The organism is Streptomyces silvisoli (assembly GCF_029269905.1).
Taxonomy (GTDB): Bacteria; Actinomycetota; Actinomycetes; order Streptomycetales; family Streptomycetaceae; genus Streptantibioticus_A; species Streptantibioticus_A silvisoli_A.
Genome location: NZ_JARJBC010000002.1, coordinates 221,022 through 247,856, shown reverse-complemented (window position 1 = coordinate 247,856; position 26,835 = coordinate 221,022). Strand labels below are relative to the sequence as shown.

The window sequence follows — 26,835 nt, the reverse complement described above, 5'->3', positions numbered from 1 at the left end:
CGGTCGGCCGCCCGGGATTCCGGTTCAACCCGTGACGTTGGTTACTCCGGTCACTCAGCCCCGTGCTCCGGCGCGATCCGGGCGATGCGGCGGGCCAGTTCGAAGTCCTTTGCGGTGATCCGTCCACCCGCCTCATGGGTGGCGATCGACACCGCGAGCGTGTTGTAGCCCAGTGTCAGATCCGAGTGGTGGTTCAACTCGTCCTGGATACGGGCGATGTGCACGGCGAAGATCGCGGCGGGCAGATGCGCGAGACGGTACGTCCGCGTGATCCGGGAGTCGTCCGGCGCCGCCTCCCAGCCGGGCAGTTCCGCGAGCTGGTCCTCGATCTCCTTGTGCGACAGCGGGTCGGCGGTCGGCATTCGGTCTGCTCCCTCCGTTTGGGATGTGTGACGGGCAGGGGTGCGTGGTCGATCGTCCCACCCCCTACCCTGCGGGGGCATGAGCGAAATCCAGAAGGTTGCCGTGGTGACCGGCGCCGGGTCCGGCATCGGCCGTGCGGTGGCGCTGGCGCTGGCCGGGGCGGGCTGGTCGGTGGCGCTGGCGGGACGCCGCGAGGAGGCACTGCGGGAGACGGCGCGACTGGCGGACGAGGGCGCGCCGCTGGCGGTGCTCCCGACGGACGTGACGGTCCCCGAGCAGGTGGACGCGCTGTTCGAGGCCGTACGGGAGCGGTTCGGCCCGCTGGGCCTGCTGTTCAACAACGCCGGGAGCGGCACCCCGCCGATCCCGGTGGACGAGCTGCCGTACGAGCGGTGGCGCGAGGTGGTCGACGTCAACCTCAACGGCGCGTTCCTGTGCGCCCAGGCCGCCTTCCGCACGATGCGCCACCAGCGGCCGCAGGGCGGACGGATCATCAACAACGGCTCGATCTCGGCCCACGTACCCCGCCCCAAGAGCATCGCGTACACCGCCACCAAGCACGCCATCACGGGCCTGACCCGGTCGCTGTCCCTGGACGGCCGCCCCTTCCGGATCGCCTGCGGGCAGATCGACATCGGCAACGCGGCCACCGAGATGACCGCCCGGATGGCCACCGGCATCGAGCAGGCCAACGGCAGCGTGCTGGCCGAGCCGGTGATGGACGCGGCCGACGTTGCGCGCACCGTGCTGCACATGGCCTCCCTGCCCCTGGCGGCGAACGTGCAGTTCGCGACGGTGATGGCCACCACCATGCCGTACATCGGGCGGGGGTGACGCCCGCCGGGATCCCCCGTTCGGAGCACTCAAACGAGCGCCGGATGGTGGGGCGGTGCATGTTTGGAGCGGCCTTCCGCTTCACGCCCATGGAGGAACGACAGGATGCGCACCGGGGACAAAGCCCGAATACCGGGAACCGAAGCCAAGACCTTCGACCAGCTGATGGCCGAGGCCGATCGCACCCCGCCCCCGTGGGCGGCCCGGGAGGAGCGCGGCGCCGGCCCGGCGGAGGGCGAACAGGAACTGCGGGAACAGCACGGATAGCGTGCGGACCGCCCACACGTGAGGCGAGACGGCCGTCGGGATCAGCGGTGCCGCCCCGGCCGTCTTCGCCGCGCTCGAAGCCTCGGCTACGGAGCGGACCGGTGGAACAGGAACGCATTCGGGTCCTGAGCGGTCATCAGCCGCACCGGGACTGGGTGATGAGCGATCCCATCAGCACGGCGAGGCCGACCTCAACGACCACTGGCGTTCAGCCGATCCCTGCGGCCGAGGGGCTCACCGCTCACTGTGGGAGACGCCCTCCGGGAAGCCGTCCCGACCAGCCCGACGAGGAGCGGCAGACGAGCCGAGCTGTACGCCGGGTTCTGTGCCCGGGGGCCTCGCGGCCCGCCGGGTGGCGGTCATCCATCTAGGGTCAGCGTTGCCGCTGACCTCGTGCGGTCTACCCGCGGACTCGGGCGGGCCGCCCTCGAACATCCGCGCAGGGCCGTCTCGCGACGGCCCCTTCTTGACCTTGCTCCAGGTGGGGTTTACCTAGCCGTCCAGGTCACCCTGGACGCTGGTGGTCTCTTACACCACCGTTTCACCCTTACCGGGTGCCTTTCGGCGCCCGGCGGTCTGTTTTCTGTGGCACTGTCCCGCGGGTCACCCCGGGTGGGCGTTACCCACCACCTTGCCCTGTGGAGCCCGGACGTTCCTCGGCGGAACCAGGGGTTCCGACGCGACCGCCCGCTCGGCTCGTCTGCCGTACCTACATCGTAGTGGAGGCCGGGCGGGGTGCCGACCAGGGCCGCCTATGCTGCTCCAGGGTGTGACGTCGTGACGTACGAGGGAGATGTGCCGTGCTCGTCCTGCTGCCGCCGTCCGAGGGGAAGTCCCAGCAGGGCTCCGGGGCCGCGCTGGAGCTGGGGTCGCTGTCGCTGCCGGGGCTGACCGAGGCCCGGCGGACGGTGCTGGACGAGCTGGTCGGGCTCTGCTCCGGGGACCCGGAGAAGGCGCTGGACGTGCTGGGCCTCGGCGCGAAACTGCGCGGCGAGGTGGCCAAGAACGCCGGGCTGCGGTCCGCGCCGACGATGCCCGCCGGGGAGTTGTACACCGGGGTGCTCTACGACGCGCTGGGGCTGTCCACCCTGGACGCGGGCGCCGCCCGCCGGGCGCGCGACACGCTGCTGGTCTTCTCCGGGCTGTGGGGCGCGCTGCGCATCGACGACCCGGTCCCTTCGTACCGCTGTTCCATGGGGGTCAAGCTGCCGGGGCTCGGCGCGCTGGGCGGCTACTGGCGCGCGCCGATGGCCGAGGCGCTGCCGCAGGTGGCGGGCGACGGGCTGGTGCTGGACCTGCGCTCCGCCGCCTACGCCACCGCGTGGAAGCCGAAGGGCGAGCTGGCCGGGCGGACGGCGACGGTCCGGGTGCTCCAGGTGCGCACCGTGGACGGGGTGGAGAAGCGCAGTGTGGTGAGCCACTTCAACAAGGCCACCAAGGGGCGGCTGGTACGGGCGCTGCTGACCGACGGCGCGACGCCCCGCGACCCGGCCGAACTCGCCGTGGCGCTGAGGGACTTGGGGTTCACCGTGGAGACCCCGGCGCCGGGCAGGCTGGACGTGCTGGTCACCGAGGTGTGAGTTCGTCGATCAGGCCCCGCAGCCAGGCCAGCTCCGCGGCCCGCATGGTCCGCAGGTAGTCGTACTCGACCACGTTGATGCGGTCCAGCCCGCCGGGCAGTGCCGCGATCCCCGCCTCGACCTCGGCGTCCTCGCGCTCGATGGTCCGCCGCAGCGTCTCGGCGCGCTCCCGCAACGCCTCCAGCGCTGTCTGCCGGGGCAGCGCGCCGAGGAACGCCAGGGCCGCGGGGAACGCGGGGTACTCGTCCACGGGTTCGGCCAGCAGGTCCAGCAGCCAGCGCCGGGCGACCGCGTCGCCCTCCTCGGTGGTGCGGTAGAGGGTCTTGTCCGGGCGGTTGTCCTGCTGGGCGGTCTCCACCGCGGTGACCAGTCCGGCGCGCTCCAGCCGGTCGACGGTCTGGTAGACGGAGTTGCGCTGGCTGACGTTGACCACCCGGTCCTTGTCCCACTCGTGGATGCGCTGCCGCAGCCCGTACGGGTGCAGCGGCTCGATGCCGAGCAGCAGCAGTACGGCCATGGCCAGCGGTGAGCGGCGGGGTTCGGAGGGCATCGGGGGTCTTCTCTCGTCGTGCACGCGGTGGCGGGCGGCGCCTGGTGCGCATCGTATGCGGCAACGGGCGCGCCCGCCGTAGCGGCCTCACTCCTCGCGGCCGCTCCCCCGGGTGCCCGCCATCTGTGCCGTGAACTTCCGCTTCAGCGGCGGTGTGTGGTTCACCGTGCGCAGCATGGTCCGCTGCAGCCCGAGCGCCGCACGGCCGATGTACGGCTTGTGGATGAGGGCCTCGGCGTTCATCCGTTCCCGGGAGGCGAGCACCGCCCGGTACCCGTAGTCACGCATCCGCGTCTCGTACTCGCCGACGGCCTCCAGCAGCGGCAGTCGACCGTCGCGGTGGGCGGTGAGCTTGCGGCACAGCAGTACGGCGTCGCGCAGCGCGGTGTTGGCACCGACGCCCTGGCCGGGGGTCATGGTGTGGATGGCGTCACCGAGCAGCGTGACCGGGCTGGGCCGCCAGGGGGCGACGGGGACCGAGGTGCGGATGTTGATGGCGAACGCGGAGGAGTCGTCGGAAAGGTCCATCAGCCGCCGCAGGTTGGGGTGCCAGCCGGGGGTGAGCCGTAGCGCGAGGTCGGCCACGTCCCGGCCGCGCCGGGTCAGCACGTCCGCGGGGAACTTGCCCTTGGCCGCCCAGATGGCCCAGTTGATGTAGTCGCGGGTGTTGTCGTAGAGCAGGCCGGGCCAGCGGGAGATCAACTCGGCGTCGTTGCCGCCGACGTCGTGTTTGAGGGTGCCGTCGCGGTCCCACTTGAACTCCATGGTGTGCAGGATTCCGCCGAAGCCCCTGGGTGCCATGACCAGGCCGACGCCCATCCGGACGTGCTCCGGGAGGAGGTCGCGCGTCGCGTCGGTGAGCGGGACCTTGGCGGTCAGGCCGATGATGCCGGAGTCCAGCACCTGGGCGTGCGGCAGATACTGCCTGCGTACACGGGAGTTGGCGCCGTCGGCGGCCACCAGCAGGTCGCCGGTCGCCGAACCGCCGTCCGCGAAGTGGGCGGTGACCGTGCCGTCGTCGTGCTGCTGGTAGTGGGTGAAGGCCTTGTCGAAGTGCACGGTGTCCTCAAGTCCGGTCAGCAGCACCTGACGTAGCGTCATGCGGCTTACGGAGTGCTCGCTTTCGGCCGGATCGCTGCCGGGGTCGAACGGGATGTCCAGGGTGGTGCGCAGCTTCTCACTGACCATCGTGAGGCCGCGCGGCGGACGGGCGCAGGTGGCGGCGAAGGTGTCGAACAGGTCGGGCGGCAGGCTGGCCTTGAGCGCGCGGGCGCCGTCGGGGTCGATGCCGACGCGGTAGCCGTGCAGGCCGTCGGCGCGGGTGCGGTCGCGCTCGTGGACGTCCACGGCGATTCCGGCCCGCTTCAGGCCGTGCGCGAGGCACAGGCCGCCGAATCCGGCTCCGATGACGATGACGCGCGGGGGCGAGGTGGGCATGGCGGGTCCTTCGGGGTCGCGGTAGCGGGAGACGCGCTGTATTCACAGTCGCACTATTCATGTTATGGCTATCGCGACAGGCGTCAAGCGCTATATCGCGTTTCAGGTGGGGCGAAGTGCGGGAACCCGTTCCCCGCGCGAGGCCGTTGCATTCTCCGCAACGATCGTTGCGCTCTGCGTAGTCAACCCGCACGATGACGGCCATGGAATCCGTGCTGGACCTGGCCCCCGTCATCCCGGTCGTGGTCCTGGAGGACGGTGACGACGCGGTACCGCTGGCCCGCGCGCTGGTGGCGGGCGGGCTGTCGGCGATCGAGGTCACGCTGCGCACCCCCGCCGCGCTGGGGGCCATCCGGCACATCGCCGCCGAGGTGCCGCGGGCCACGGTCGGCGCGGGGACGCTGCTCACCCCGGGGCACGTCGGGGCCGCGGTGGCGGCCGGGGCACGCTTCCTGGTCAGCCCGGGCTGGACCGACCGGCTGCTGACCGCGATGCGCGACTCCGGGGTGCCGTACCTGCCGGGGGTGTCCACCACGTCGGAGGTGGTGGCGCTGCTGGAGCGCGGGGTGACGCAGATGAAGTTCTTCCCCGCGGAGGCAGCCGGGGGCACGGCCTATCTGAGGTCACTGGCATCGCCGTTCCCCGGGGCACGCTTCTGCCCGACGGGAGGCATCGACGCCGAGCGCGCCCCCCGCTATCTGGCACTGCCCAATGTGGGCTGTGTGGGCGGGAGTTGGATGCTGCCGCAGGACGCTCTTCGCGCGAAGGACTGGGGCCGCGTCGAACGGCTGGCCCGGCAGGCCGCGGGCTTCGGCCCCCGACTCCCCCGTGGCGACGGGGGCTTGCTCGCCTAACCCCGCAGATGTCCCGTGTCGTTGAGCAGGCGCAGTGAGGCGTTGCCGTCCGAGTAGTACGCCACCACGGACAGCGAGGCCGCCGAGACCTCCATCCGGAACAGCGACTCGGGCGGGGCGCCCAGCGCCAGCCGCACCAGGGACTTGACCGGCGTGACATGCGTGACCAGCAGCACCGTACGGCCCGCGTAGCGGGCGATCAGCCGGTCGCGGGTGACCGCCACCCGGCGGGCCACCGTCGCGAAACTCTCGCCGCCACCGGTCGGTTGGGCCTTCGCGGACGCCAGCCAGGCGTTGAGGTCGTCCGGGTAGCGCTCTTGGACCTCGGCGAAGGTCAGTCCCTCCCACGCCCCGAAGTCCGCTTCGCGCAGGCCCTCTTCGACCCGTACGTCGAGTCCGAGCCGGGCCGCCACCGTCTCGGCCGTCTGCCGGCAGCGGGTCAGCGGTGAGCTGACGACGGCCTGGACGCTGCCTCGTGCCCCCAGCACCTCGGCGCAGCGCCGCGCCTGCCAGTGGCCCTTCTCCGACAGCTCGGGGTCCGCGCCGCCACTGCCGGAGAACCGCTTCTCGGGCGTGAGCGGCGTCTCCCCGTGCCGTAGCAGGACGAACGTGGTGGGCGAGCCGAGGTCCGCGGCCCAGCCGACCGGCGGCGGGACCGCGGCGGCGACCTCGGCGGTCCGCTCGCCGTCCAACGGCGGCGTGCCCACGGCCGAGGGCTTGGGCTCCCACTGCCTGCCCGCCTTGCCCGCGTCCATCGCCTCGTTGGCGAGCCGGTCCGCCTGCTTGTTGCGGGAACGGGGGATCCACTCGTACGTCACCCGGCCGGACGGGAAGATCGCCTGCGCCTCCGCGGCGAGCGGCCGCATGTCGGGGTGCTTGACCTTCCAGCGGCCCGTCATCTGCTCGACGACGAGCTTGGAGTCCATCCGCACATGAACCGTCGCCTCCGGGTCCAACTCCCGTGCGGCGCGCAGCCCGGCGATCAGGCCCTTGTACTCGGCGACGTTGTTGGTGGCGGTGCCCAGGTACTCGGCACGCTCGGCGAGCGTCTCGCCGGTGGCCGCGTCGATGACGACCGCGCCGTAGCCCGCGGGCCCCGGGTTGCCCCGGGACCCGCCGTCCGCCTCGACGACGAACTTCGCCATCTCGACCGTCACAGACCGGAGTCCGGGGTACGGACCAGGATCCGGCGGCAGTTCTCGCACCGTACGACCTCGTCGGCGGGGGCGGCGCGCACCTCGTTCAACTCGGTGATGTTCAGCTCCAGTCGGCAGCCCTCGCAGCGCTTCTGGTAGAGCTTGGCCGCGCCCACGCCGCCGAACTGGCCGCGCAGCTTGTCGTAGAGCTTGAGCAGCTCGTCGGGGACCGAACCGGCGATCACCTCGCGCTCCTTGGCGGCGGTGAAGCCCTCGGCGTCGAGCTCCTCCAGCGTGCTGTTGCGGCGCGCCTCCGCCTCGGTGACCTTGGACTGCACGGCGGCCAGCCGCTGCTCCAGCTCGGCGGCGCGGGCCTGGGCGGCCTCGCGGCGCTCCATGACCTCGAGCACCACGTCCTCCAGGTCACCCTGGCGCTTGGCGAGCGAGGCGATCTCGCGCTGGAGGTTCTCCAGATCCTTGGGCGAGGCGACCGCACCGGAGTCCAGGCGCTGCTGGTCGCGGGCGGCGCGCTGGCGCACCTGGTCCACGTCCTGCTCGGCCTTGGTCTGCTCGCGAGCGGTGTCGCTCTCCTCGGTCCTGGCGGCCACCAGCAGGTCGCGCACCTGCGCGGCGTCGGCGCTCAGCCGCTCGATCTCGGCGTGCTCCGGGAGGTTCTTGCGCTTGTGGTCCAGCTGCCCGAGACGCGAGTCGAGGGCCTGGACTTCGAGAAGTCGGATCTGGTCGGCGGGCGCGGCTTTCAAGCGGAAGCTCCTGGGCTAGTGATGGGGGACGGTTGGTCTGTGCTCGGCGCGTGGAGCGTCCACGGGTCGGTGACCTGGCGCGACACATGCGTACGCAGCGCCCAGCCGTGCCGGTCGGAGATCTCGTCCAGCTCCGCGGCGGCCTGCTCGCACCAGGGCCACTCGGTGGCCCAGTGCGCGGCGTCCAACAGCGCGGGCCCGCCGTGCTGTTGGGCCTCGGAGGCGGGGTGGTGGCGCAGGTCGGCGGTGAGGTAGGCGTCGACTCCGGCGCGCCGCACCTCTTCGAAGAGGCTGTCGCCGGAGCCGCCGCACACCGCGACGGTACGGATCTGCCGTTCCGGGTCACCGGCCACCCGCAGCCCGGTGGCGGTGGCGGGCAGCGCGCGGGCGGCCCGGGCGGCGAACTCGGCCAGCGGCAGCGGCGCCGGAAGCTCGCCGATCCGGCCGAGGCCGCGGCGGCCCGCGGGGTCCTCCGGGTCGGGCACCAGCGGCCCGCTGATGCGCAGCCCGACGGCCGCGGCGAGCGCGTCCGAGACGCCGGGGTCGGCCCGGTCGGCGTTGGTGTGCGCGACGTGCAGGGCGATATCGTTCTTGATCAGACCGTGCACCACCCGGCCCTTGAACCCGCTGGCGGCGACCGTCGTGGTGCCGCGCAGATAGAGCGGATGGTGGGTGACCAGCAGGTCGGCTCCCATGCGTACCGCCTCGTCGGCGACCTCCTGGACCGGGTCGACGGCGAACAGCACCCGGCGCACCTCGGCGTCCGGATCCCCGCAGACCAGGCCCACGGCGTCCCACTGCTCAGCCCGTTGCGGGGGCCAGAGGGTTTCGAGGGCGTCGATCACATCGGACAGTTTGGGCACGGGTGGAAGGTTACCTCCCGCCCGTGCTCCCCGGATCCCCCGAGGGGTCCGTTCATCTGCTGCTTCGCCGGGCCGAGCGGCGAGCCCGCGGGACCGCGCGGCGGGCAGGTAAGGGGAGCCTTACCTGGACCCGGTCACGGGACACAGCACACGCCGGTTTCCGATCCACGGCGAACCGGGAGACAGCCACCCTTATGTGTGAAGCATTTCAACTCGCGTTGTTCGGCTGGAAGTACGAAAACTAGCTTCTGAGCCGGAGGTGACGCGGAACATGACGGCCTGCGCCACAGAGACCTCAGCGGCGTCCGGTACCACACGGCGCTCGGGATTCAACATCGCGGCGGACGGCTCTTACGCCGCCTGCCTCGCCCAGGGCGGGGAGCCGGACGGCACCGGCTGGTTTCCGGAACGCTGGACGCTGAGCGGCCCCGAGCCGTACACGGTGCCGCTGCCCGGGCAGCGGCCGGAGGCGGCGGACTCCCAGGTGCTGCCGCTGCCCGACGGCCGGGTGCTGATCCGCCGCCGCGGCGCCGACCGGCACGATCTGGCACTGATCTACCCCACCGGCCCGGGCACCGGTGAGCTGCCGGTGGGCTTCCTGCACGGCGAGTCGGTACGGCTGCTGCCCGCGCTACCCTGCGGCAGCGTCTACGCGCTGGTGTACGCGGACGGCAGGTCCACCGTGTGGCTGGTGCACGGCGGGCCGGGTCTGGAGCAGCGCGCGGAGATCGGCGGCCGGTGCACCGGCGGGGTCTGGCTGGACCGCACCGGCCGGATGCTCGCCCTGGACCGCACCCACCAGGGGCGCACCAAGACCATCGCGGTCGACCTGGACACCGGGTCGGTCAGTCCGCTGCTGCAGATCACCGAGGAGAGCGACGACCGGCTGCTGCTCGCCGATCCGGACAGCAAACTACTGCTGGTCCGCAGCAACGCGCCGGGCACCGACCGGTTGGGCTGGGGCGTGCTGGACAGCAGACGGCCGGTGCGGTTCCCCGACTGCCTGCGGGAGCCGGACCGCACCGCGGCCATCGAGCCGCTCGCCATCCAGCCGGGGCAGTTGCTGATGCCCGAGGCGTGTGCGGTGGTGCTGCGGATCCTCAACCGCGCCGTGCTGTGGCGGCCGTCGGCTCGGACACTGTGGCCGCTGCCCACACCGCCGGGCTGGCTGGTCGGGTGCGCGTGGTGGTCGGCGAACGGCACGCTGCGGCTGCCGTTCGCGCGCCCCGATCAGCCCTACGGGGTGCGCGACATCATCTCCGAGGCACTGGTGAGCCCGTTGCCGCGGCCGCCGCGGCCGGAGCCGAGCGAGCCACCGCCCACGGCTCCGGTCAGCCGGGTACTTCCGCTGCAGCAGGCGCCGCTCGCCGCGGTACGGTAGGGGGCTTGGCCGATGGATCTTGTCCGCCGTTAGACTCGATCAGGGGCCGTACGGCCGTGTCGACCCGGCCACCGGTGGGTAGCGCGAGGTTAACGGGCGGCCGTGATAGGCGTGTTGTGTACGCTTCCGCCCCAATTCGCCATCTCCTTAAGCGATCCCGACGGAGAAAGTTCTGATGCCCGAAGCCCGTACCGAAAGCACCGACGACCGCGCCCAACAGGCGGCCGCCCTGGGGGCCGAGGGGGGACGGCACCGCGGCTCCGCCGCCCCCGTGGAAGAGGACTCCGTCCCGGCTCACGGCAAGCACCGGCGCCCGGACCACGACGTGTGACGCTTGGGGCGGGCCCTCAGGTCCCTTGAGGGGCGGGGGGCTCGCCCCAAAAGCACCTAGCCCCGCACCGAGTGCTTGAGGCCCAAGATCTCGGGGGCCGCGAACGTCTCTTCCGGATCCCGCCCGGCAAAGTACGGCGTGAGCAGATCCTCCAGTTCCTCGTAGGAGAAGACCTCCTTGCCCGTGTCGAACCGCGCGGCGACGCGCGGTCGGTCCAGTACGGCGACCATGCCGCCGTGTACTACCAGCACCTGCCCGTTGACCCGCTGCGCGGCGGGCCCGGCCAGATAGCCGACCAGCGGAGCGACATGCTCCGGCGCCAGCGGATCCACCCCTTCCGCCGGAGCCGCGAACCCCTCGAACACGTCCCGCGTCATCCGCGTGCGGGCCCGCGGGCAGATCGCGTTGACCGTCACCCCGTACTTGCGCAGCGCCAGCGCGCTCGACGTCGTCAGCCCGATGATCCCGCCCTTCGCGGCGGCGTAGTTGGGCTGCCCCGCCGACCCGGCGACGAACGCCTCGGACGAGGTGTTGACGATTCGCCCGTACACCGTGCCACCGGAGGCCTTGGCGCGTTCCCGCCAGTGCGCCGCCACGAAGCGGACCATGTTGAAGTGGCCCTTGAGATGGACCCGGATCACCGAGTCCCACTCGTCCTCGGACATCGAGAAGACCATCCGGTCGCGCAGGATGCCCGCGTTGTTGACCAGGATGTCCAGCGATCCGTAGGTGTCCAGGGCGATTTGGACCAGTCCCCGGGCCTGCTCGAAGTCCGCCACGTCGCCGTGGTGGGCCACCGCCTCGCCGCCCGCCGCGACGATCTCGGCCACGACCTGGTCGGCGGGGGCGGCCGACGCCTCCCCCGTGCCGTCCCGGCCGGGCTGCCCGAAGTCGTTGACCACGACCCTCGCGCCCAGTCTGGCCAGTTCCAGCGCCTCGGCGCGGCCGAGACCGCGCCCCGCGCCGGTGACGATCGCGGTCCTGCCGTTCAACACGGCCATACCTCCACCTCCGATGTGCGCGGGACGAACAGGGCGGGCGGCTCACACAGTGATGGATGTCCTGAGCGCCTCACCGCTGCGCATCTGCCGCACCGCCTCATTGACCTCTTCCAAGCGCACCCGGTGGGTGATCAACCCGGCCAGATCGATCCGCCCGGCGCGCCACAGCCTGATCACCCGCTGGTAGGAGCGCAGCACATCGCCGCCTCCGTAGAGCGACGGCAGGATGCGCTTCTCGTCGAAGAACAGCTCAAACATGTTGATCTTGAGGAAGTCGTCCATCGCGCCCGCCCCCACGACGCAGAGCGTGCCGCCGCGCCGGGTGGTCTCGTACGCGGTACGGGCGGTGTCGGAGCGGCCGACGACCTCGAAGACGTAGTCGAAGCCCTCACCACTGGTGAGCCGGTTCCTGGCGTCGGCCAGTTCCTCCGGGCCGACCGCCTCGGTGGCCCCGAACCGCACCGCGCCCTCGCGGCGCGCCGCGACCGGGTCGACGGCGACGATCTCGGCGGCACCGGCGGCCCGCGCACCCTGGATGACGGAGATGCCGACGCCACCGCAGCCGAGCACGGCGACCGACGAACCGGCCCGCACCTTCGCGGTGTTGAGCGCGGCGCCGATTCCGGTGGTGACCCCGCAGCCGATGAGCGCGGCGATCTCGTAGGGCACATCGTCCGGGATCGGTACCGCGCACGCGGCGTCCACCACCAGTTCCTCGGCGAACGTGCCGGTTCCGGCGAAGCCGAACACATCCCCGGAGGCGCAGCGGTAGTTGGGAGTGGCCGCGTTGAGGAACCCGGTGAGGCACAGATGGGTCTGGCCGCGCTGGCACGACGGGCACTGGCCGCAGGCGGGCAGCCAGCAGACAAGCACCCGGTCTCCCGCCTTGAGTCGGTCGACGCCCTCGCCGACCTCCACGATCTCGCCCGCGCCCTCGTGCCCCGGGATGAACGGGGCGGGCTGCGGCAGCACGCCGTTCATCGCCGACAGGTCGGAGTGACACAGACCGGTGGCCTTGATCCGCAGACGTACCTTGCCGGGGCCGAATCCCACCGCCTCGGCGTCGTCCACGACTTCGAGCTTGTCCTGTCCGATCTCCCGTTGTACGGCCGCACGCATGACGCGTCCCTTCGCTACGAGTGCTGGATGACGGTGTCGGTGAGCACCGGGGCGTCGTCCCGTTCCACGGCGGTGGCCGACACCTGGACGCGCCCCTCCTCAGCCCACATCCGGATGCGCAGCGTCTCGCCGGGGAAGAAGATCCCGGCGAACCGGGTGGCGTAGGAGGTCACCCGGGCGACCTCTCCGCCGAGCACGGTGTCCACCACGGCCTTGAGCACGATGCCGTAGGAGCACAGCCCGTGCAGGATCGGCCGGTCGAATCCCGCCAGCTTGGCGAACTCCGGGTCGGCGTGCAGCGGGTTCCAGTCGCCGGAGAGCCGGTAGAGCAGCGCCTGGTCCGGCCTGGTGGCGCGCTCCACGATCCGGTCGGGTTCACGTCGCGGCGGGTCGAGGCGGACGGACGGGCCGCGCTCGCCGCCGAAGCCGCCCTCGCCTCGGACGTATATCTGGGTGTCGCAGGTCCACAACGGTCCGTCCGCGTCCGCCACGTCGGAGCGCAGCAGGATGACGGCGGCCTTCCCCTTGTCGTACACCGCGGCGACCCTGGACTGCTGAACCGCCCTGCCGCTGACCGGGATCGGCCGGTGCAGTTCGACGCTCTGCCCGCCGTGCAGCACGGCGGCCAGGTCGACGTCGATGCCGGGTGCGGCCATGCCGCCGGCGACGGCCATACCGCCGCCCGCGACGGTGGCGAAGCTGGGCAGTACGTGCAGTCTGCTCTCCAGCGTGTACCGCAGTTCGTCGGCGTCCGTGGCGGGGACGCCCGCGCCGATGCCCAGGTGGTAGAGCTGGACGTCCTTGTGTCCCCAGGTGAGTTCGGTGCTGCGGGCCTCGGCGGCTGTGGCCCGGGCGACGTCGATCGGCATCTGCGCGGCTCCTCACGGCGGTACGGGGCGGCGGCCCCGGAGAAACGGACGGTCGGTCGGGACCCCGGCGCGACCGTCCGCACCGTCGGCCGCGCCGGGGTCGTTCAGGGCCATCGCCTGGCAACACGTAGAACGCGTTCTAGTCGATGGGGCCTGTATAACGCATCACGGTTTCACAGGGAATACTTGACGCACAGTCAGCCGATGGGTGGATCTTCGGCGCCCCGGAGTATGAGGCGCCAATCAGCCCTCCGGCGCCGATCGGCAACCGATCCCCCGATGACGCGCGGCCCGGCGCACCTCCATCATGGAATTCGACCAGCACGACCAGAACGGACGAAGGACGATGACGGGGACACGGGGGAATGAGTGGACATGGGCCGGCGAAGGGTTTCGGGCCGCCCGGGAGCGATGGCGTTGCCGCAGGGAGCACCGCCAACAGGGACTGCTCGACGCGCATGAGATGCGGCACCTGCGGGGCGCCGAACTGGACAGGTACATAGAGAAGCTCAAGGCGCCCACCGCCGCCGCGATGATCCCCTGGCTGACGATGCTGATCGCACCGGGCGCCGATGTGGCGCACGGCCGGGTCGGACCGGCTTGGCTGGCCTATCCCGCGCTCGCCGTGTTCGCCGTGGTCTATGTGATGGCGGTCAGGGCGGCGTTCGACGAGAGCCTCAAGGACGGGCGGCGACCGCGCTGTCTGCTGCTGGCGCTCGCCGCGCTCACCTACGCGACCGCCATCCCGTTCGGGCACAGCTGGCTTCTGCTGTTCATCATGCTCTCGCTGGCCTGCGGGGCGGCGCTGGGCGGCAGGCAACTGGGCATGGCGCTGGTCGCTCTGTCCGCCTCCGACGGGGTGATATCCGGCTTCCACAGTGGCGCCTTCTGGGACTCCGCCGGCACCGCGTACGGAACCCTCCTGTCCGGACTGGTGACCGCCGCGGTCCTCTCACTCCACCAGGTCATAGCCCAACTACGCGCCACCAGGCAGGAGTTGGCACGGGTCGCGGTCAGCCAGGAGCGGCTGCGCTTCTCCCGCGACCTGCACGATCTGCTCGGTCACACCATGTCGGTGGTGGCGGTGAAGGCGGAGGCGGTGCGCCGTCTGGCGCCGCGCGACCTGGACGCCGCGCTCAGCCACGCGTCCGACATCGAGTCGGTGAGCCGCCAGGCGCTCACCGAGATACGGGAGGCGGTATCCGGCTACCGCGACGGCAGCCTGGCGACCGAACTCGACCGCGCCCGCTCCGCGTTGGACGCCTCCGGCATACAGGCCACCGTGCATGAGTCGGGCCCACCGCTGCCTCCGCAGACCGAGGCGCTGATGGGCTGGGTGGTGCGGGAAGGCGTGACGAACGTCGTACGGCACAGCCGGGCGTCGTCCTGCCGAATAGAGCTGGACACCGGCGGCGACCGCGCGGTCCTGCGCATCAGCGACGACGGCGACGGCAGCGGCGAGGCCGTCGGGGCCTCGACCGGGGGCAACGGCCTGAAGGGCCTGACCGAGCGCCTCGCCATGGCGGGCGGCTCCCTGAGCGCGGGCCCGGCGCCCCGCCGCGGCTTCCAGCTGACAGCCGAACTGCCCGTGGAGGAGGACCACTTCGCGAGGCCATGAGCACCGCCGCCCTACGATCTGCCCATGACCGAGCAGCATCCCGCCAAGTCCATCAAGGTCCTCCTCGCCGAGGACCAGCGCATGATGCGTGGCGCGCTGGCGCTGCTGCTGGGGCTTGAGGACGACATCGAGGTCGTCGCGCAGGTCTCGGACGGGGACGCCATCGTGCCCACCGCCAAGGAGGTGCGCCCCGACGTGGCACTGCTCGACATCGAGTTGCCGGGCCGCAGCGGTCTGGACGCGGCGGCGGAACTGCGGCTGGCGCTGCCGCGGTGCCAGGTGCTGATCCTCACCACGTTCGGCCGTCCCGGGTATCTGCGGCGCGCGATGGAGGCCGGAGTGAGCGGCTTCCTGGTCAAGGACGGCCCTGTCGAGGAACTGGCGGCCGCGATCCGGCGGGTGCTCGCCGGAGAACGGGTGGTCGACCCCACCCTGGCCGCCGTCGCGCTCACCGCGGGCCCCAACCCGCTCACCACCCGTGAGCGCGACGTCCTGAACGCGGCAGCGGACGGCGCGACGGTCACCGACATCGCGGCCAGGCTCCATCTGTCGGCGTCCACCGTCCGCAACTACCTGTCGTCGGCGATCGGGAAGACCTCGACCCGCAACCGCATGGAAGCGGTACGCGCCGCGCGCACCAACGGTTGGCTGTGACCGGAAAGGAGACGACAGCGCCGCAGGCCGGCGGCGCCACCCACCCGAAGTGCGCCGCTGGCGATGGTGCACGATGGCCCTCATGACCGCCACCCAGCCGCAGGCGCCCTCGCAGCCCAGCCCCGACACGATCGCCGCCTTCCAGGCGGCCAAGGGCTTCATGCCGCTCGACGAGGGCCTGGCCCTGTACGCGGCCGCGACCGAGGCGGCGCCGCTCGGCCTGCCGCTGCTGGAGATCGGCACATACTGCGGCCGTTCCACGATCCTGCTCGCCGCCGCGGCCCGCGACGCCGGGCTGACCGCGGTGACCGTCGACCACCACCGCGGCAGCGAGGAGCAGCAGCCCGGCTGGGAGTACCACGACCCGGAGCTGGTCGACCCCGAGGTCAAGGCGATGGACACGCTGCCGACGTTCCGCCGTACGCTGCGCGCGGCGGGCCTTGAGGAGCATGTGGTCGCGGTGGTCGGCCGGTCACCGCGCGTCGCCGCGCTGTGGCAGACCCCGCTCGGCCTGGTCTTCATCGACGGTGGCCACACCGACGAGCACGCCACCGCGGACTACGAGGGCTGGGCCCCGCACGTCGCCCAGGGCGGGCTGCTGGTCATCCACGATGTGTTCCCCGACCCGGCGGACGGCGGCCAGGCTCCGTACCGCGTCTACCAACGCGCCCTGGATTCGGGGGCGTTCACGGAGGTCTCGGTGACCGGTTCGCTGCGCGTGCTGCGCCGCACCGGCGCGGGCGGCTAGGGTCCGCCAACCGTCCCCGCTGACCAGCGGGCCGCCACACCCGTACCATGGGTGCCCCCCGCACTCCGCCTTGCCGAGCGGAGCGCGCTGCGCGTACCGGCGACAGCGACGACACCGAACTGACAAAGGACCACTACGTGAACATCCGCTCCCTCACCCGAGGCGACGGCGCGGTGATCGGTGCAGCGGTGCTGCTGCTCATCGCGTCATTCCTGGACTTCTTCTCGGTAAGCGACTGCGGCAACCTGTGTGGCCAGGTCACGATGCCGAACGCGTGGAAGTCGTCGTTGTTCCCCGTGCTTCCGTCGATCTTCCTGGCCGGGATAATCGCCGCGGCCCTGATCGTCGGCGCCCGCTTCCTGCCCGAGGGCCGCAAGCCCGCGGGGCTCACCCTGGACCAGTGGGGCACGGCACTGGCGGTGTTCGCCGCGTGGAGCGCGCTGTGGGCCCTGATGGGCGGCGGCCAGGGCGTGAGCCCGGGCATCGGCGCCATCCTCGGCTTCGTGGCCACCGCGGCGATGGCCGCCGTCGCCATCGTCGCGCCGCGCGTCCCGGCGCTGAAGGCCGCCCTGGTCAGCGCCCCCAAGCCGGCGCCGGCCCAGCCCTACGGCGGACAGCCCGTCGGTGGCCAGCCGTACGGTATGGAGCAGTCCCACGGTTACGGCTACCCCGCTGGGCAGCAGCCGTACGCCGACCAGTCGCAGCAGCCGGGTGCCCCGCTCGGCGGCGGTCAGCCCGCGGCGGCCGCTCAGGTACCGTCCGGCGGCGTGGAGTTCGCACCGTTCTGGTTCGCGGTGCCGGTGCCGCGGCCGATCTACTCGGAGGACGGTTCGCCGACCCCGGTCGCCGAACTGACCCCGGGCACCTGGTACCTCGCGGTGGACCAGCGCGGTGCCGCGCTGGTCGCGCAGACCCAGGACGGACGGCGCGGGGTGCTCCAGGACACCACGGGCATCCAGCGCGGCTGAAACGCTTCCGCCGAACAGCGCAGAGCGGCCCCTGTCGAACTTCCGGTTCGGCGGGGGCCGTTGCGTCGCGCGGGCACCGACCGTACCGTTCCTGACGAAGCGTCAGAAGTGGTGAGGGGGAAGGCGATGCGGCTAGGCCTGGCACTCGGCTACTGGGGACGCGGCCCCGACCCCCGGCATCTCGACCTCGCCGTCGAGGCCGAACGGCTCGGCTACCACTCGGTGTGGACCGCCGAGTCCTGGGGCTCGGACGCCTTCACGCCGCTGACCTGGATCGCCGCCCACACCTCCCGCATCCGACTGGGCACCGCGGTGGCGCAGATGGCCGCCCGCTCCCCCACCGCGACCGCGATGCACGCGCTCACCCTGGACCACCTCTCCGGCGGCCGGATGATGCTGGGCCTCGGACTGTCCGGGCCGCAGGTGGTCGAGGGCTGGTACGGCCGCCCCTTCCCGCGCAGCCCGCTGACCGCCACCCGCGAGTACGTCGACGTCGTCCGCCAGGCGCTGCGCCGCACCGCGCCCGTGCGGCTGCGCGGCGACTACCACGGCCTGCCGTACCAGGGCCCGGACGGTACGGGACTCGGCAGGGCGCTGAAGTCGGTCACCCATCCGCTCCGCGCCGATCTACCGGTGCTGCTCGGCGCGGAGGGGCCGAAGAACATCGCGCAGACCACGCGGATCGCGGACGGTTGGCTTCCGTTGTACTGGTCGCCGCTGCGCACCGACGTCTACCAGCCCTCGCTGGCGAAGGCGCCCGAGGGGTTCATGGTGGCGCCGATGGTACGGGCCCAGGTCTGCGACGATCCGGCGGAGGCGCTGGCCGCGGTGAAGCTGACGCTCGGCTTCTACATCGGCGGCATGGGCGCCAGGTCCCGCAACTTCCACGCCGATCTGATGGCCCGTATGGGGTTCGAGGAGCAGGCCCGGCGGATCCAGGAGCTGTTCCTCGCCGGGCGGCGCGAAGAGGCGGTGGCCGCCGTGCCGGACACGTTCGCCGACGAGATCTCGCTCGTCGGACCACGGCAACGGATCGCCGAGCGCCTGGAGTTGTGGCGCCGCGGTCCGGTCACCGACCTCCTGGTGACGGCGCCTGATCCGACGACGCTGAGGGTGCTCGCGGAACTGAACTCCTAGACCCTCCCAGTCCCGCGAGCACCTGGCGGCGTCACAGGGCGGTGAGCCGCAACCAGTGCTCCAACAGCGCCTGGTCGCCCAGTACTTCGAGACGTTCGTCGTCCAGCGGCAGCCGCCGGTAGAAGGCCAGCAGCACCTCGGTGAGCGGGCCGCGCAGTGCCACGTCGCCCTTGCCGTGCTCGCGCCGCCAGGCGACGCCGTCCGGCTGCCGCTCGATCAGCCACTCGGCGGCCAGCACGGCCGGGGTGTCGGTGGCGTGCAGATGGATCGTCTCCCCGGCGCCCCGCAGTTCGGCCAACTTCGGCCGGAACGCCAGGGCTTGCGGCCAGGTGAGAAGCTGGAGCAACTCGTCGACGGCGTCGGCCGCCAGCTCACCGTCCGCCTGGTACGGGCGGCCGACGGTGAGGAAGGCGTCCGCGCGGTGGATCAGCGTCTCCAGCGCCATCCGCCGGGCGTAGAAGGAGGTCCGCTGGACGGGACTCCAGCTCCACACCTCCACGTCCGGGCCCGCCGCGCGCAGCGCCTTCGCCAGGGCCTCGGCGCCCTCGCCGAGCCAGCGGTCCAGCTCGGCCGGGTCCTCCGGTGCCTGCTCCCGGCGGGCGATCGCCTCCTTGATGTCGTACTCAAGGGCCCGGGTGCGCACCACCTCCTCCGCCAGCCGGTGCGCACCGCTGAGGTGCGTGGCCAGCTCGCGCAGGTCCCACTCCGGGCAGGTGGGCACCGTGGTGCTCAGGTCGGCGCCGCGCAGCGCCTCCCGCAGCCGGTCGGTCTCGTCGACGATGTGCGAACAGTAGGTGTCGTGGTCCAGTTCGGCCATGCCGCTACCCCGTTCTCGAAGGCCCTTGGAAGGCGAGTACGCGGCCAGCCTACCGACACGTCAACAGCAGCCGTCCGAGGGCTCGGTGAAGCCGAGCGGCAGCCGTTCGCCGTCGAAGACGGCGGTGGTGGCCTCGTCCCCGCCGAGCGCGGCGACAGCCAGCAGCAGCGCCCCCGCGGTCCAGGCGGTCTTCTCCTCGGGCCAGACCGCCGAGTCCTGGAAGACGTAGCCGGTCCAGTACATACCGTCCTCGGCCCGCAGGTGCTGGATGGACCTGAGGATCTCCACCGCCCGGTCGGACTCCCCCATCGCCCACAGCGCCAGGGCGAGTTCGGCGCTCTCGCCGCCGGTCACCCAGGGGTTGGGCAGTACGCAGCGCACCCCGAGACCGGGGACCACGAACTCGTCCCAGCGGGCCTCTATCCGCTCCTTGGCCGCCGGACCGCGCAGCGCACCGCCCAGCACCGGGTAGTACCAGTCCATCGAGTAGTGGCTCTTGTCCAAGAACCGCTCGGGATGGTGCCGGATCGCGTGCGCCAGCCGCCCGGTCGCCAACTCCCAGTCGGGCTGCGGATCTTCGCGTAGCTCGGCAACCGCCAGGGCGCAGCGCAGCGCCTGGTAGACGGACGAGCAGCCGGTGAGCAGCGCCTCGCCGGGGTGGCCGCCGTCCTCGTCGCGCCGCCACGCTATCTGGCCGCCGGGCAGTTGCAGCGCCAGCACGAACTCGACGGCCGCGAACAGGTGCGGCCACATCTGGTCGACGAACGCCTCGTCGCCGGTGGTCAGATAGTGGTGCCAGACGCCCACCGCGATGTAGGCGCAGAAGTTGGTCTCCCGGCCGCGGTCCGTCGGCACGCCGTCCACATAGGCGGCGTACCAGGAGCCGTCCGGGTTCTGGTTGTCGGCCAGCCAGCGGTACGCGGCGGCGGCGCTGGCGTGTTCCCCGGCCGCGTCCAGGGCCATGGCGGCCTCGACGTGGTCCCAGGGGTCCAGGTGCCCGCCGGTGAACCAGGGTATGGCGCCGTCCGGCCTTTGCACCGCCAGGATCCCGGCCACCGTCTGCGCCGCCTGCTCGGCCGAGAGCACGCCTGGCAGGACCAGATGCTCGGTGCGCCCGGGACTCGTCACGCGCGCACCTTTGCGTCCGCTTCTCCGCCCGCGCGGCGAAGGTTCCCGTCGTCCTCCGACTGCCGACCGGCAGCCGCACCCGCGTCGCGGATAGTCGCCCCGCCGGGCTCGTGCGGCTTGGTCGCGTACGCCACGAAGCTCTTGCCGATCAGCGGGTTGAGCGCCTGCTCGGCGACCCGGGTGGCCAGCGGTTTCTTCATGATGTCCCAGACCAGCAGCTTGTGGTACGCCTTGACCGGCAGTGCCTGGTCGTTGTCCACGCCGAACGCGCACTTGAGCCACCAGTACGGGCTGTGCAGTCCGTGCGCGTGGTGGGTGCCGTACGGTTTGAGTCCCGCCTCGCGCATTTTGGCCAGCAGTTCGTCGCCGCGGTAGATGCGGATGTGCCCGCCCTCCACCTCGTGGTAGGCGTCCGACAGCGCCCAGCAGATCTTCTCCGGCAGCCAGCGCGGCACGGTGACGGCTATCCGGCCGCCGGGCCGCAGCACCCGTACCATCTCGGCGAGCACGCCCTTGTCGTCCGGGATGTGCTCCATGACCTCGGAGATGATGACGACGTCGAAACTGTCGTCGGGGAAAGGCAGTTGGAGCGCGTCGCCCTCCATGGCGACGGCCGAGGCGCCCGCCGGTGCCTCCCCGGCCTCCTTCATGGCCGCGAACCACTTGGCGACCTCGCGGATCTCCTCACCGTTGCGGTCGAGGGCCACGACGTTGGCGCCGCGCCGGTAGCACTCGAAGGCGTGGCGCCCCGCGCCGCATCCGAGGTCGAGGACCCGGTCGCCGGGGGCGAGCGGGAAGCGGGAGAAGTCGACGGTCAGCACGAGGACTCTGCTTTCACTTGGGCGTACGGGGACTTGCCCCGGAAGAACTCCTGCTCTGGGAGATCGCCGCGCGGTAGCGCTCCACGGTTCCGCGCGCCGCCTGTTCCCAGGTGAACCGGGCCAGTACCCGGTCACGCCCCGCGGCGCCGAGCCGGACGCGCAGCCGCGCGTCGCCCAGCAGTCTGGCCAGCGCACCGGCCAGCGCCTCCGGGTCGCCGGGCGGTACGGCGAGGCAGGTCTCTCCGTCCGGACCGGCCACCTCGGGGATGGCACCGCCGGTGGTGGCGACCAGCGGGGTGCCGGTGGCCATCGCCTCGGCGGCGGGCAGTGAGAAGCCCTCGTAGAGCGAGGGCACACAGGAGATCTGCGCCCCGCGCACCAGATCCACCAGTTCGGCGTCGCTGATGCCCTTGACGAACTCCACGGCGCCGCCCAGCCGGTGCCGTTCGATGGCGGTGGCGACCGGACCCTTCTCCGGGCGCTTGCCGACCACGACGAGGTGGGCGTGCGGGTGCTCTCGGCGGACCACGGCCAGTGCCTCGATCAGATGGACCAGGCCCTTGAGCGGCACGTCGGCGCTTGAGGTGGTGACGATCCGGCCGGGGATCTCCGGTACCGACGGATCCGGGGAGAACAGGCGGGTGTCGGCGCCGATGGGGACCACGTGGATGCGGTCCGCGTGGACCCCGAGGTCCTCGATGATCTCGTGGCGGGATGAGCCGGAGACGGTCAGCACCGACGGCAGCCGCCTGGCGACACGTTTCTGCATCTGGGTGAACCCGTACCAGCGCCGGACCGAAAGCCGCCGCTTCCAGTTCGGCGCGGCGTCCAGTTCCAGTCGGCGGTCGACGGTTATCGGGTGGTGGATGGTGGTCACCAGCGGCAGGCCGATCCGCTCCATGCCCAACAGGCCGTAGCCCAGCGTCTGGTTGTCGTGTACGACGTCGAACTCACCGCGCCGCCCGGCCAGATGGCGGCGTACGCGCAGCGAGAAGGTCAGCGGCTCGGGGAATCCGCCGGTCCACATGGTGCCGACCTCAAGGGCGTCGATCCAGTCCCGGATCTCCTCGCGCCTGGGGGTGCGGAACGGGTCGGGCTGCCGGTAGAGGTCCAGGCTGGGCAGTTCGGTGAGGGTCAGCCGACCCGGTTCCGGTGCCTGGTCGAGCACCGGGTACGGCTGGGCGCCGATGACTTCGACGGTGTGGCCGAGGCGGGCCAGCTCACGGGAGAGATGGCGCACGTAGACGCCCTGGCCGCCGCAGAAGGGGTTGCCCTTGTAGGTCAGCAGCGCGATGCGCAGCGGCCTTTCGCCAGCGTCCCGCGCGGGGGGTGCGAGCGATGCAGGCCCGACCACCGGAGCGGCCTCAGTCGTCACTCACGGCCCCCTTCTCACTGCAGTTCAGCCGGAGCGTAACCGGTCGCGCTAATCTAGAACAAGTTTCAGACTCGCTCGTCCAACGAACCCCGAATCTACCGGCAGCCAGTGCGACCGGCAGGGGCGCATCAGGTGATTCGCGCCACGGCTCGGCATCCTGCCATCATGCGCACACCGCCCCAGTGCGCCGCGCCTCGCGAACGGACTCCACGGAATGGGACAAATGGCCACAGAACAGAAACCGGCCTCTCCGCCCCTGACCGAACGTCAGGAAGCCCGCCGTCGCCGCATCCTGCACGCCAGTGCCCAACTCGCCAGCCGTGGCGGCTTCGACGCCGTGCAGATGCGGGAGGTCGCCGAGAACTCCCAGGTCGCCCTGGGCACGCTGTACCGCTACTTCCCCTCCAAGGTGCACCTGCTGGTCGCCACTATGCAGGACCAGTTGCAGCAGATGCACGAGACGCTGCGCAAGCGCCCACCCGCCGCGCAGGCCCCGTCCGCGCGGGTGGCCGAGACGTTGATGCGGGCGTTCCGCGCGTTGCAGCGCGAGCCGCAGTTGGCCGACGCCATGCTCAGGGCGCTGACCTTCGCCGATCGCTCGGTCAGCCCCGAGGTGGACACCGTCTCCCGACTCACCACGGCGATCATCCTGGACGCGATGCGGCTGCCCGGTCCGCCGACCGCCGCACAGCTCTCCGCCGTGCGGGTCATCGAGCACACCTGGCACTCGGCGCTGGTCACCTGGTTGTCCGGGCGGGCGTCCATCGCTCAGGTGAAGATCGACATCGAGACGGTGTGTCGGCTGATCGACCTGACCGCCAGCGAGTGACGGAACACCCTTCCGGCCGCGCGGTGGACCCCAGGGGGAGCTTACGGTGCGGTAACGGCGCGCGCCTGCACGGCGTGCGCGGTGGCGTGGAGACGGGGACTGAACAGGTTCAACGGGATGCCCCGTTACGGCCCCTGGATGGGGGCCGGCTTGTGGTCCGGCCGCGCTGGTGGCGGCAGGACTCCCCCTTGGTCCGCGTGGGGTTGAGATTTCCATGCGAACCAAGGGCCGGAACAGTCACGTCTGTCACGAAGCGGCCGTGAGGAATGCACGGTGTGGGGCCTGCCCACACAGGGTTACTCGTCCGGCGGGAAGACCGGCTCCCCCGTCCCGGCGCGGGTGACGGTGATCGCCTCCACCGGGCAGCCTTCGGCCGCCGCCAGCAGCGAGTCGCCCGCGTCGGTCTCGGTCGCCGTCGGATGGGACTGCCGGGCCGAGTCAAGGGTGAACGCGGTGGGCGCCGTGCCCGCGCACAGGCCGGAGCCGATGCACACCGAGCGGTCCACCGCCACGTGCCAGCGCTCGCCCATCGGCGCTCACCCCTCCCATCCGGCCGGAAGGTGGATCGTCTTGTGCTCCAGGTACTCCGAGTACCCCTCCGGCCCGAACTCCCGCCCGACTCCCGAGTCCTTGTAGCCGCCGAACGGACCCAGCATGTCGAGGCTGAACGTGTTCACCGAGTACGTACCGGTGCGCACCCGGCGGGCGATGTCGATGCCGTGTGCCACGTCGGAGGTCCAGACGCTGCCGGACAGGCCGTAGTCGGAGTCGTTGGCGATCCGTACCGCCTCTTCCTCGTCCGTGTACGGCAGCAGGCAGACGACCGGCCCGAAGATCTCCTCGCGGGCGATCCGCATGCCGTTGCCGACCTCGCCGAACAGTGTCGGCTCGACGTACCAGCCGTGCTGCTGGGACGCCGGACGGCCGCCGCCGGTCAGCACCTTGGCGCCTTCCCGCTGGCCGAGGGCGATGTATTCGAAGGAGCGCTGCTGCTGGCGGCGGGCGACGAGCGGGCCGACCTGGGTGGCCGGGTCGAGCGGATCGCCGACGACGAGCGCACCGGCCGCCGCCGCGAGCCGCTCGGCGATCTCGTCGTAGTGCTCTCGGGGCGCCAGGATCCGGGTCTGCGCCACGCACGCCTGGCCGTTGTTCATCCAGGCGTTGGGCACGATCCCGGCGACGGCCGCCTCCAGGTCCGCGTCGGGCAGGATGACGGCGGCGGACTTGCCGCCCAACTCCAGGGTGACACGGGTGAGATGGCGTGCGGCGACCTCCATCACCCGCCTGCCCGCGGCGACGGATCCGGTGAAGGAGACCTTGTCGACGCCGGGGTGCCCGACGAGGTACTCGCTGACCTCGCGGTCGGCCGGGAGTACGGACAACACCCCCTCGGGCAGTCCCGCCTCGGCGGCGATCTCCGCCAGCAGGTAGGCGTCCAGCGGTGACTCGGGGGACGGCTTGAGGATCGCCGTACAGCCGCTGAGCAGCGCGGGGCCGAGCTTGGCGGCGGCCACGAACTGCGGCACGTTCCACGGTACGACGGCGGCGACCACGCCGACGGGTTCCCGCCGCACCAGCAGCGGGCCGAGGACGCCCGCCCGGCGCTCCTCGTAACGGAAGTCACGGGCGACGGTGATCGCGGCGTCCCACACCATCACCGCACCGAGCGCCTGCGCCAGGACGCTCCATGAGTACGGTGAGCCGTTCTGCGCGCTGATGAGCCGGGCGAACTCCTCGTGCCGCGCCGTGATCGCGTCCTTGATCCGGGTCACCACCGCGATTCGCTCCGCCAACGGCGTACGCGGCCACTCCCCCTCGTCGAACGCCCGCCGCGCCACCCCCACCGCGCGATCCACATCCCCCCGCGAGGCATGCGGCACCCGCCCGATGATCCCCTCGCTGTGCGGCGAGACCACTTCGATGACCCCCGCGCCCAACGGCTCGACCAACTCGCCACCGACGAACAGCTGCCCGTGCTCGATCAGCTCGGTCATGACCGGAAGCCTCCGCGTTTTCTGACGGCCTTTCAGGTACTGGTACCAGCTGCGGGCGGAGGAGTCCACGGCGAGCGCGGTCGGGAGGCGCCCCCTACAACTTCCCGGGGAATGGGGGAGCTTGAAGAGGAGCCCTGAAACCCGTTCTAGTTATAGTGGGCCATGCGGACGACCTCGGGGGGACCCATGGTGACCGACCACGGCGGTGGGGTGTGGAGCGTCCAGGTGCCAATACCGGACAATCCGCTTGGGTACACCCTCGTTCACCTTCTTGACACCGATCGCGGGCCGGTGCTCGTGGACACCGGGTGGGATGACCCGGATTCCTGGGACGCGTTGGTGAACGGGCTCGCGGAGTGCGGGACTTCGGTCGGCGAGGTGTACGGCGTGCTGCTCACCCATCATCATCCCGATCACCACGGGCTGTCCGGGCGGGTGCGGGAGGCGTCGGGGGCGTGGCTGGCGATGCATCCGGCGGACACCGCCGTCGTACGGCGGACCCGCGAGGCCCCGGCGCGACTGTGGCTGGACTACCTGATCGACAAGCTCGCCGCGGCGGGCGCACCCGACGAGCACCTCGTACCGCTGCGCACCGCGCGCGCCGCCGGGCGGGGGCGTGTACTGCCCGGGGAGCGTCCCGCGCTTCCGGACCGGGAGATCGTGCCCGGTGAGCTGGTGGACGCGCCCGGGCGGCGGCTGCGGGCGATCTGGACGCCGGGGCACACGCCCGGCCACGTCTGCCTGCATCTGGAGGAGGGGCGGCGACTGTTCTCCGGCGACCATCTGCTGCCCGGCATCACCCCGCACATCGGGCTGTACGAGGACCCCGAGGACGGGACGGCCAGCGATCCTCTGGGGGACTACCTGGACTCGCTGGAGCGGATCGCACGGCTCGACCCGGCCGAGGTGCTGCCGGCACACCAGCACGCCTTCGCCGGCGCGCCGGACCGGGTACGGGAGTTGCTGGCGCACCACGCGGAGCGGCTGGCCGATCTGCGGGCGCTGATCGCGGTTCGGCCGTCGACCCCGTGGCAGCTCGCGGAGAGCATGCGCTGGAACCGCGCCTGGGACGAGCTTCCGCACCGCTCGCGCAACATCGCGGTGGCCGAGGCCGAAGCCCACCTGCGGCGGCTGGTCAAGTTGGGCTTGGCGGAGCCGGTGGCGGGTTCCCACCCGGTGAGGTACGCGGCGGCGTAGCGAGCCCACGGCCAGGCGAGGAGCCCCCTCGGGTCCGCGTAAAGTAGGCGGGACAATTTCATCCGCTTACGAACGGGGAAAGCCGGTGCAATTCCGGCGCTGACCCGCAACCGTGACGCGGACGCTCACGGAGTGTCCGCTCAGCCGGAGTGCCCGTGCGTACGCGAGCGGCTCCCGGTGGTGGCGCGGCTGCGCGCGACCAC

28 protein-coding genes, 1 other RNA gene and 1 riboswitch are annotated in these 26,835 nt (G+C 71.7%); of the genes, 13 read left to right on the top strand and 16 right to left on the bottom strand.

Annotated features, from left to right (window positions below):
* Positions 1–50 precede the first annotated feature (50 nt).
* Positions 51–362 carry a 4a-hydroxytetrahydrobiopterin dehydratase gene (locus P3G67_RS04175; protein ID WP_276092229.1) on the bottom strand — a complete coding sequence of 104 codons (312 nt, stop codon included), beginning with the start codon at positions 360–362 and terminating at the stop codon, positions 51–53.
* Positions 363–441: 79 nt separating this feature from the next.
* Here P3G67_RS04175 and P3G67_RS04170 point away from each other — a divergent pair, with 79 nt between their 5' ends.
* Together P3G67_RS04170 and P3G67_RS04165 are read left to right on the top strand one after the other, a co-directional pair.
* A complete protein-coding gene (locus P3G67_RS04170; protein WP_276092228.1) occupies positions 442–1,197 on the top strand; it encodes an SDR family oxidoreductase in 756 nt (251 codons plus the stop codon).
* Positions 1,198–1,302: 105 nt separating this feature from the next.
* Positions 1,303–1,464, top strand: a complete 162-nt coding sequence (locus tag P3G67_RS04165) for a hypothetical protein (protein ID WP_269854218.1) — start codon at positions 1,303–1,305, stop codon at positions 1,462–1,464.
* Between the two features lie 296 nt (positions 1,465–1,760).
* On the opposite strand, the gene rnpB is transcribed toward P3G67_RS04165, so the two are convergent.
* Positions 1,761–2,163: RNase P RNA component class A (rnpB, locus tag P3G67_RS04160), an RNA gene on the bottom strand.
* A 101-nt stretch (positions 2,164–2,264) separates the two neighbouring features.
* Between rnpB and yaaA the strand changes: the two genes are divergently transcribed.
* Positions 2,265–3,044 (top strand): peroxide stress protein YaaA, encoded by a 780-nt coding sequence (yaaA, locus tag P3G67_RS04155; RefSeq protein ID WP_276092227.1) that lies wholly within the window; start codon positions 2,265–2,267, stop codon positions 3,042–3,044.
* Here the strand turns inward: yaaA and P3G67_RS04150 are convergent.
* Both P3G67_RS04150 and P3G67_RS04145 read right to left on the bottom strand, forming a co-directional pair.
* A complete protein-coding gene (locus P3G67_RS04150; RefSeq protein ID WP_276092226.1) occupies positions 3,031–3,594 on the bottom strand; it encodes a PadR family transcriptional regulator in 564 nt (187 codons plus the stop codon). The two genes, yaaA and P3G67_RS04150, sit on opposite strands and share 14 nt — an antisense overlap.
* An 87-nt stretch (positions 3,595–3,681) precedes the next feature.
* A complete protein-coding gene (locus tag P3G67_RS04145) occupies positions 3,682–5,031 on the bottom strand; it encodes an FAD-dependent oxidoreductase (protein WP_276092225.1) in 1,350 nt (449 codons plus the stop codon).
* A gap of 194 nt (positions 5,032–5,225) precedes the next feature.
* Here P3G67_RS04145 and eda point away from each other — a divergent pair, with 194 nt between their 5' ends.
* Positions 5,226–5,885, top strand: coding sequence for a bifunctional 4-hydroxy-2-oxoglutarate aldolase/2-dehydro-3-deoxy-phosphogluconate aldolase (gene eda, locus P3G67_RS04140; protein ID WP_313879556.1), 660 nt, complete (start codon positions 5,226–5,228; stop codon positions 5,883–5,885).
* Here eda and P3G67_RS04135 read toward each other — a convergent pair.
* Genes P3G67_RS04135 through P3G67_RS04125 form a run of 3 tightly spaced genes read right to left on the bottom strand, consistent with a single transcriptional unit; the run spans position 5,882 to position 8,645 of the window.
* Positions 5,882–7,030, bottom strand: coding sequence for a bifunctional RNase H/acid phosphatase (locus P3G67_RS04135; protein ID WP_276092433.1), 1,149 nt, complete (start codon positions 7,028–7,030; stop codon positions 5,882–5,884). The genes eda and P3G67_RS04135 overlap by 4 nt on opposite strands.
* An 8-nt stretch (positions 7,031–7,038) precedes the next feature.
* Complete coding sequence (locus tag P3G67_RS04130) at positions 7,039–7,782, bottom strand: zinc ribbon domain-containing protein (protein ID WP_269854213.1); 744 nt, start codon at positions 7,780–7,782, stop codon at positions 7,039–7,041.
* Positions 7,779–8,645 carry a Nif3-like dinuclear metal center hexameric protein gene (locus tag P3G67_RS04125; RefSeq protein ID WP_269854212.1) on the bottom strand — a complete coding sequence of 289 codons (867 nt, stop codon included), beginning with the start codon at positions 8,643–8,645 and terminating at the stop codon, positions 7,779–7,781. The genes P3G67_RS04130 and P3G67_RS04125 overlap by 4 nt, the downstream gene beginning before the upstream one ends.
* 271 nt (positions 8,646–8,916) lie before the next feature.
* Here P3G67_RS04125 and P3G67_RS04120 point away from each other — a divergent pair, with 271 nt between their 5' ends.
* Positions 8,917–10,026: a hypothetical protein gene (locus tag P3G67_RS04120; RefSeq protein WP_276092223.1), complete on the top strand. Its 1,110-nt coding sequence runs from the start codon at positions 8,917–8,919 to the stop codon at positions 10,024–10,026.
* Positions 10,027–10,201: 175 nt separating this feature from the next.
* Complete coding sequence (locus P3G67_RS04115) at positions 10,202–10,357, top strand: hypothetical protein (RefSeq protein WP_276092222.1); 156 nt, start codon at positions 10,202–10,204, stop codon at positions 10,355–10,357.
* A gap of 56 nt (positions 10,358–10,413) precedes the next feature.
* Here P3G67_RS04115 and P3G67_RS04110 read toward each other — a convergent pair whose 3' ends face one another.
* The 3 genes from P3G67_RS04110 to P3G67_RS04100 are packed head-to-tail and all read right to left on the bottom strand — an operon-like array spanning position 10,414 to position 13,346.
* On the bottom strand, positions 10,414–11,358 hold the full coding sequence (locus P3G67_RS04110; RefSeq protein ID WP_276092221.1) for a 3-oxoacyl-ACP reductase: 945 nt from the start codon (positions 11,356–11,358) through the stop codon (positions 10,414–10,416).
* 42 nt (positions 11,359–11,400) lie between these two features.
* A complete protein-coding gene (locus tag P3G67_RS04105; protein WP_269854208.1) occupies positions 11,401–12,477 on the bottom strand; it encodes a Zn-dependent alcohol dehydrogenase in 1,077 nt (358 codons plus the stop codon).
* A 14-nt stretch (positions 12,478–12,491) separates the two neighbouring features.
* Positions 12,492–13,346 (bottom strand): MaoC/PaaZ C-terminal domain-containing protein, encoded by an 855-nt coding sequence (locus P3G67_RS04100; protein ID WP_276092220.1) that lies wholly within the window; start codon positions 13,344–13,346, stop codon positions 12,492–12,494.
* A gap of 463 nt (positions 13,347–13,809) precedes the next feature.
* Here P3G67_RS04100 and P3G67_RS04095 point away from each other — a divergent pair, with 463 nt between their 5' ends.
* From P3G67_RS04095 to P3G67_RS04075, 5 genes are all read left to right on the top strand, one after another.
* Positions 13,810–14,964 (top strand): sensor histidine kinase, encoded by a 1,155-nt coding sequence (locus P3G67_RS04095; RefSeq protein WP_276092219.1) that lies wholly within the window; start codon positions 13,810–13,812, stop codon positions 14,962–14,964.
* 24 nt (positions 14,965–14,988) lie between these two features.
* Positions 14,989–15,618, top strand: coding sequence for a response regulator transcription factor (locus tag P3G67_RS04090; protein WP_276092218.1), 630 nt, complete (start codon positions 14,989–14,991; stop codon positions 15,616–15,618).
* An 82-nt stretch (positions 15,619–15,700) separates the two neighbouring features.
* Positions 15,701–16,366: a class I SAM-dependent methyltransferase gene (locus tag P3G67_RS04085; RefSeq protein ID WP_276092217.1), complete on the top strand. Its 666-nt coding sequence runs from the start codon at positions 15,701–15,703 to the stop codon at positions 16,364–16,366.
* Between the two features lie 137 nt (positions 16,367–16,503).
* A complete protein-coding gene (locus tag P3G67_RS04080) occupies positions 16,504–17,334 on the top strand; it encodes a DUF5336 domain-containing protein (RefSeq protein ID WP_276092216.1) in 831 nt (276 codons plus the stop codon).
* Between the two features lie 126 nt (positions 17,335–17,460).
* On the top strand, positions 17,461–18,471 hold the full coding sequence (locus P3G67_RS04075; RefSeq protein WP_269854202.1) for an LLM class F420-dependent oxidoreductase: 1,011 nt from the start codon (positions 17,461–17,463) through the stop codon (positions 18,469–18,471).
* Between the two features lie 31 nt (positions 18,472–18,502).
* On the opposite strand, the gene P3G67_RS04070 is transcribed toward P3G67_RS04075, so the two are convergent.
* Genes P3G67_RS04070 through P3G67_RS04055 form a run of 4 tightly spaced genes read right to left on the bottom strand, consistent with a single transcriptional unit; the run spans position 18,503 to position 22,612 of the window.
* Positions 18,503–19,288 (bottom strand): maleylpyruvate isomerase family mycothiol-dependent enzyme, encoded by a 786-nt coding sequence (locus P3G67_RS04070; RefSeq protein ID WP_276092215.1) that lies wholly within the window; start codon positions 19,286–19,288, stop codon positions 18,503–18,505.
* 60 nt (positions 19,289–19,348) lie between these two features.
* Positions 19,349–20,416, bottom strand: coding sequence for a prenyltransferase (locus P3G67_RS04065; RefSeq protein WP_276092214.1), 1,068 nt, complete (start codon positions 20,414–20,416; stop codon positions 19,349–19,351).
* Complete coding sequence (locus P3G67_RS04060) at positions 20,413–21,237, bottom strand: class I SAM-dependent methyltransferase (protein WP_276092213.1); 825 nt, start codon at positions 21,235–21,237, stop codon at positions 20,413–20,415. Before P3G67_RS04060 ends, P3G67_RS04065 begins: the two co-directional genes overlap by 4 nt.
* A 13-nt stretch (positions 21,238–21,250) precedes the next feature.
* The gene (locus P3G67_RS04055; protein ID WP_391858193.1) at positions 21,251–22,612 is read right to left on the bottom strand and encodes a glycosyltransferase family 4 protein; all 1,362 of its coding nucleotides are present in this window, start codon (positions 22,610–22,612) and stop codon (positions 21,251–21,253) included.
* Between the two features lie 223 nt (positions 22,613–22,835).
* Here P3G67_RS04055 and P3G67_RS04050 point away from each other — a divergent pair, with 223 nt between their 5' ends.
* Positions 22,836–23,441, top strand: a complete 606-nt coding sequence (locus tag P3G67_RS04050; protein ID WP_276092212.1) for a TetR family transcriptional regulator — start codon at positions 22,836–22,838, stop codon at positions 23,439–23,441.
* 296 nt (positions 23,442–23,737) lie between these two features.
* Here the strand turns inward: P3G67_RS04050 and P3G67_RS04045 are convergent, their stop codons facing one another.
* Both P3G67_RS04045 and P3G67_RS04040 read right to left on the bottom strand, forming a co-directional pair.
* A complete protein-coding gene (locus P3G67_RS04045) occupies positions 23,738–23,971 on the bottom strand; it encodes a ferredoxin (protein ID WP_269854197.1) in 234 nt (77 codons plus the stop codon).
* Positions 23,972–23,977: 6 nt separating this feature from the next.
* Positions 23,978–25,435 (bottom strand): aldehyde dehydrogenase, encoded by a 1,458-nt coding sequence (locus tag P3G67_RS04040; RefSeq protein ID WP_276092211.1) that lies wholly within the window; start codon positions 25,433–25,435, stop codon positions 23,978–23,980.
* 162 nt (positions 25,436–25,597) lie between these two features.
* On the opposite strand from P3G67_RS04040, the gene P3G67_RS04035 reads away from it, so the two are divergent.
* Positions 25,598–26,632, top strand: a complete 1,035-nt coding sequence (locus P3G67_RS04035) for an MBL fold metallo-hydrolase (protein ID WP_276092210.1) — start codon at positions 25,598–25,600, stop codon at positions 26,630–26,632.
* 19 nt (positions 26,633–26,651) lie between these two features.
* Positions 26,652–26,807: riboswitch (cobalamin riboswitch) on the top strand.
* The last annotated feature ends 28 nt before the right edge of the window (positions 26,808–26,835 follow it).

Coding starts and splice junctions, on each gene's coding strand:
- P3G67_RS04085 (WP_276092217.1), top strand. CDS start 15,701: ATGACCGCCACCCAGCCGCAGGCGCCCTCGCAGCCCAGCCCCGACACG.
- P3G67_RS04075 (WP_269854202.1), top strand. CDS start 17,461: ATGCGGCTAGGCCTGGCACTCGGCTACTGGGGACGCGGCCCCGACCCC.
- P3G67_RS04110 (WP_276092221.1), bottom strand. CDS start 11,358: ATGGCCGTGTTGAACGGCAGGACCGCGATCGTCACCGGCGCGGGGCGC.
- P3G67_RS04105 (WP_269854208.1), bottom strand. CDS start 12,477: ATGCGTGCGGCCGTACAACGGGAGATCGGACAGGACAAGCTCGAAGTC.
- P3G67_RS04165 (WP_269854218.1), top strand. CDS start 1,303: ATGCGCACCGGGGACAAAGCCCGAATACCGGGAACCGAAGCCAAGACC.
- P3G67_RS04175 (WP_276092229.1), bottom strand. CDS start 362: ATGCCGACCGCCGACCCGCTGTCGCACAAGGAGATCGAGGACCAGCTC.
- P3G67_RS04170 (WP_276092228.1), top strand. CDS start 442: ATGAGCGAAATCCAGAAGGTTGCCGTGGTGACCGGCGCCGGGTCCGGC.
- P3G67_RS04135 (WP_276092433.1), bottom strand. CDS start 7,030: ATGGCGAAGTTCGTCGTCGAGGCGGACGGCGGGTCCCGGGGCAACCCG.
- P3G67_RS04115 (WP_276092222.1), top strand. CDS start 10,202: ATGCCCGAAGCCCGTACCGAAAGCACCGACGACCGCGCCCAACAGGCG.
- P3G67_RS04045 (WP_269854197.1), bottom strand. CDS start 23,971: ATGGGCGAGCGCTGGCACGTGGCGGTGGACCGCTCGGTGTGCATCGGC.
- P3G67_RS04095 (WP_276092219.1), top strand. CDS start 13,810: ATGCGGCACCTGCGGGGCGCCGAACTGGACAGGTACATAGAGAAGCTC.
- P3G67_RS04145 (WP_276092225.1), bottom strand. CDS start 5,031: ATGCCCACCTCGCCCCCGCGCGTCATCGTCATCGGAGCCGGATTCGGC.
- P3G67_RS04040 (WP_276092211.1), bottom strand. CDS start 25,435: ATGACCGAGCTGATCGAGCACGGGCAGCTGTTCGTCGGTGGCGAGTTG.
- P3G67_RS04050 (WP_276092212.1), top strand. CDS start 22,836: ATGGCCACAGAACAGAAACCGGCCTCTCCGCCCCTGACCGAACGTCAG.
- P3G67_RS04120 (WP_276092223.1), top strand. CDS start 8,917: ATGACGGCCTGCGCCACAGAGACCTCAGCGGCGTCCGGTACCACACGG.
- P3G67_RS04035 (WP_276092210.1), top strand. CDS start 25,598: ATGCGGACGACCTCGGGGGGACCCATGGTGACCGACCACGGCGGTGGG.
- P3G67_RS04100 (WP_276092220.1), bottom strand. CDS start 13,346: ATGCCGATCGACGTCGCCCGGGCCACAGCCGCCGAGGCCCGCAGCACC.
- P3G67_RS04150 (WP_276092226.1), bottom strand. CDS start 3,594: ATGCCCTCCGAACCCCGCCGCTCACCGCTGGCCATGGCCGTACTGCTG.
- P3G67_RS04090 (WP_276092218.1), top strand. CDS start 14,989: ATGACCGAGCAGCATCCCGCCAAGTCCATCAAGGTCCTCCTCGCCGAG.
- eda (WP_313879556.1), top strand. CDS start 5,226: ATGACGGCCATGGAATCCGTGCTGGACCTGGCCCCCGTCATCCCGGTC.
- P3G67_RS04070 (WP_276092215.1), bottom strand. CDS start 19,288: ATGGCCGAACTGGACCACGACACCTACTGTTCGCACATCGTCGACGAG.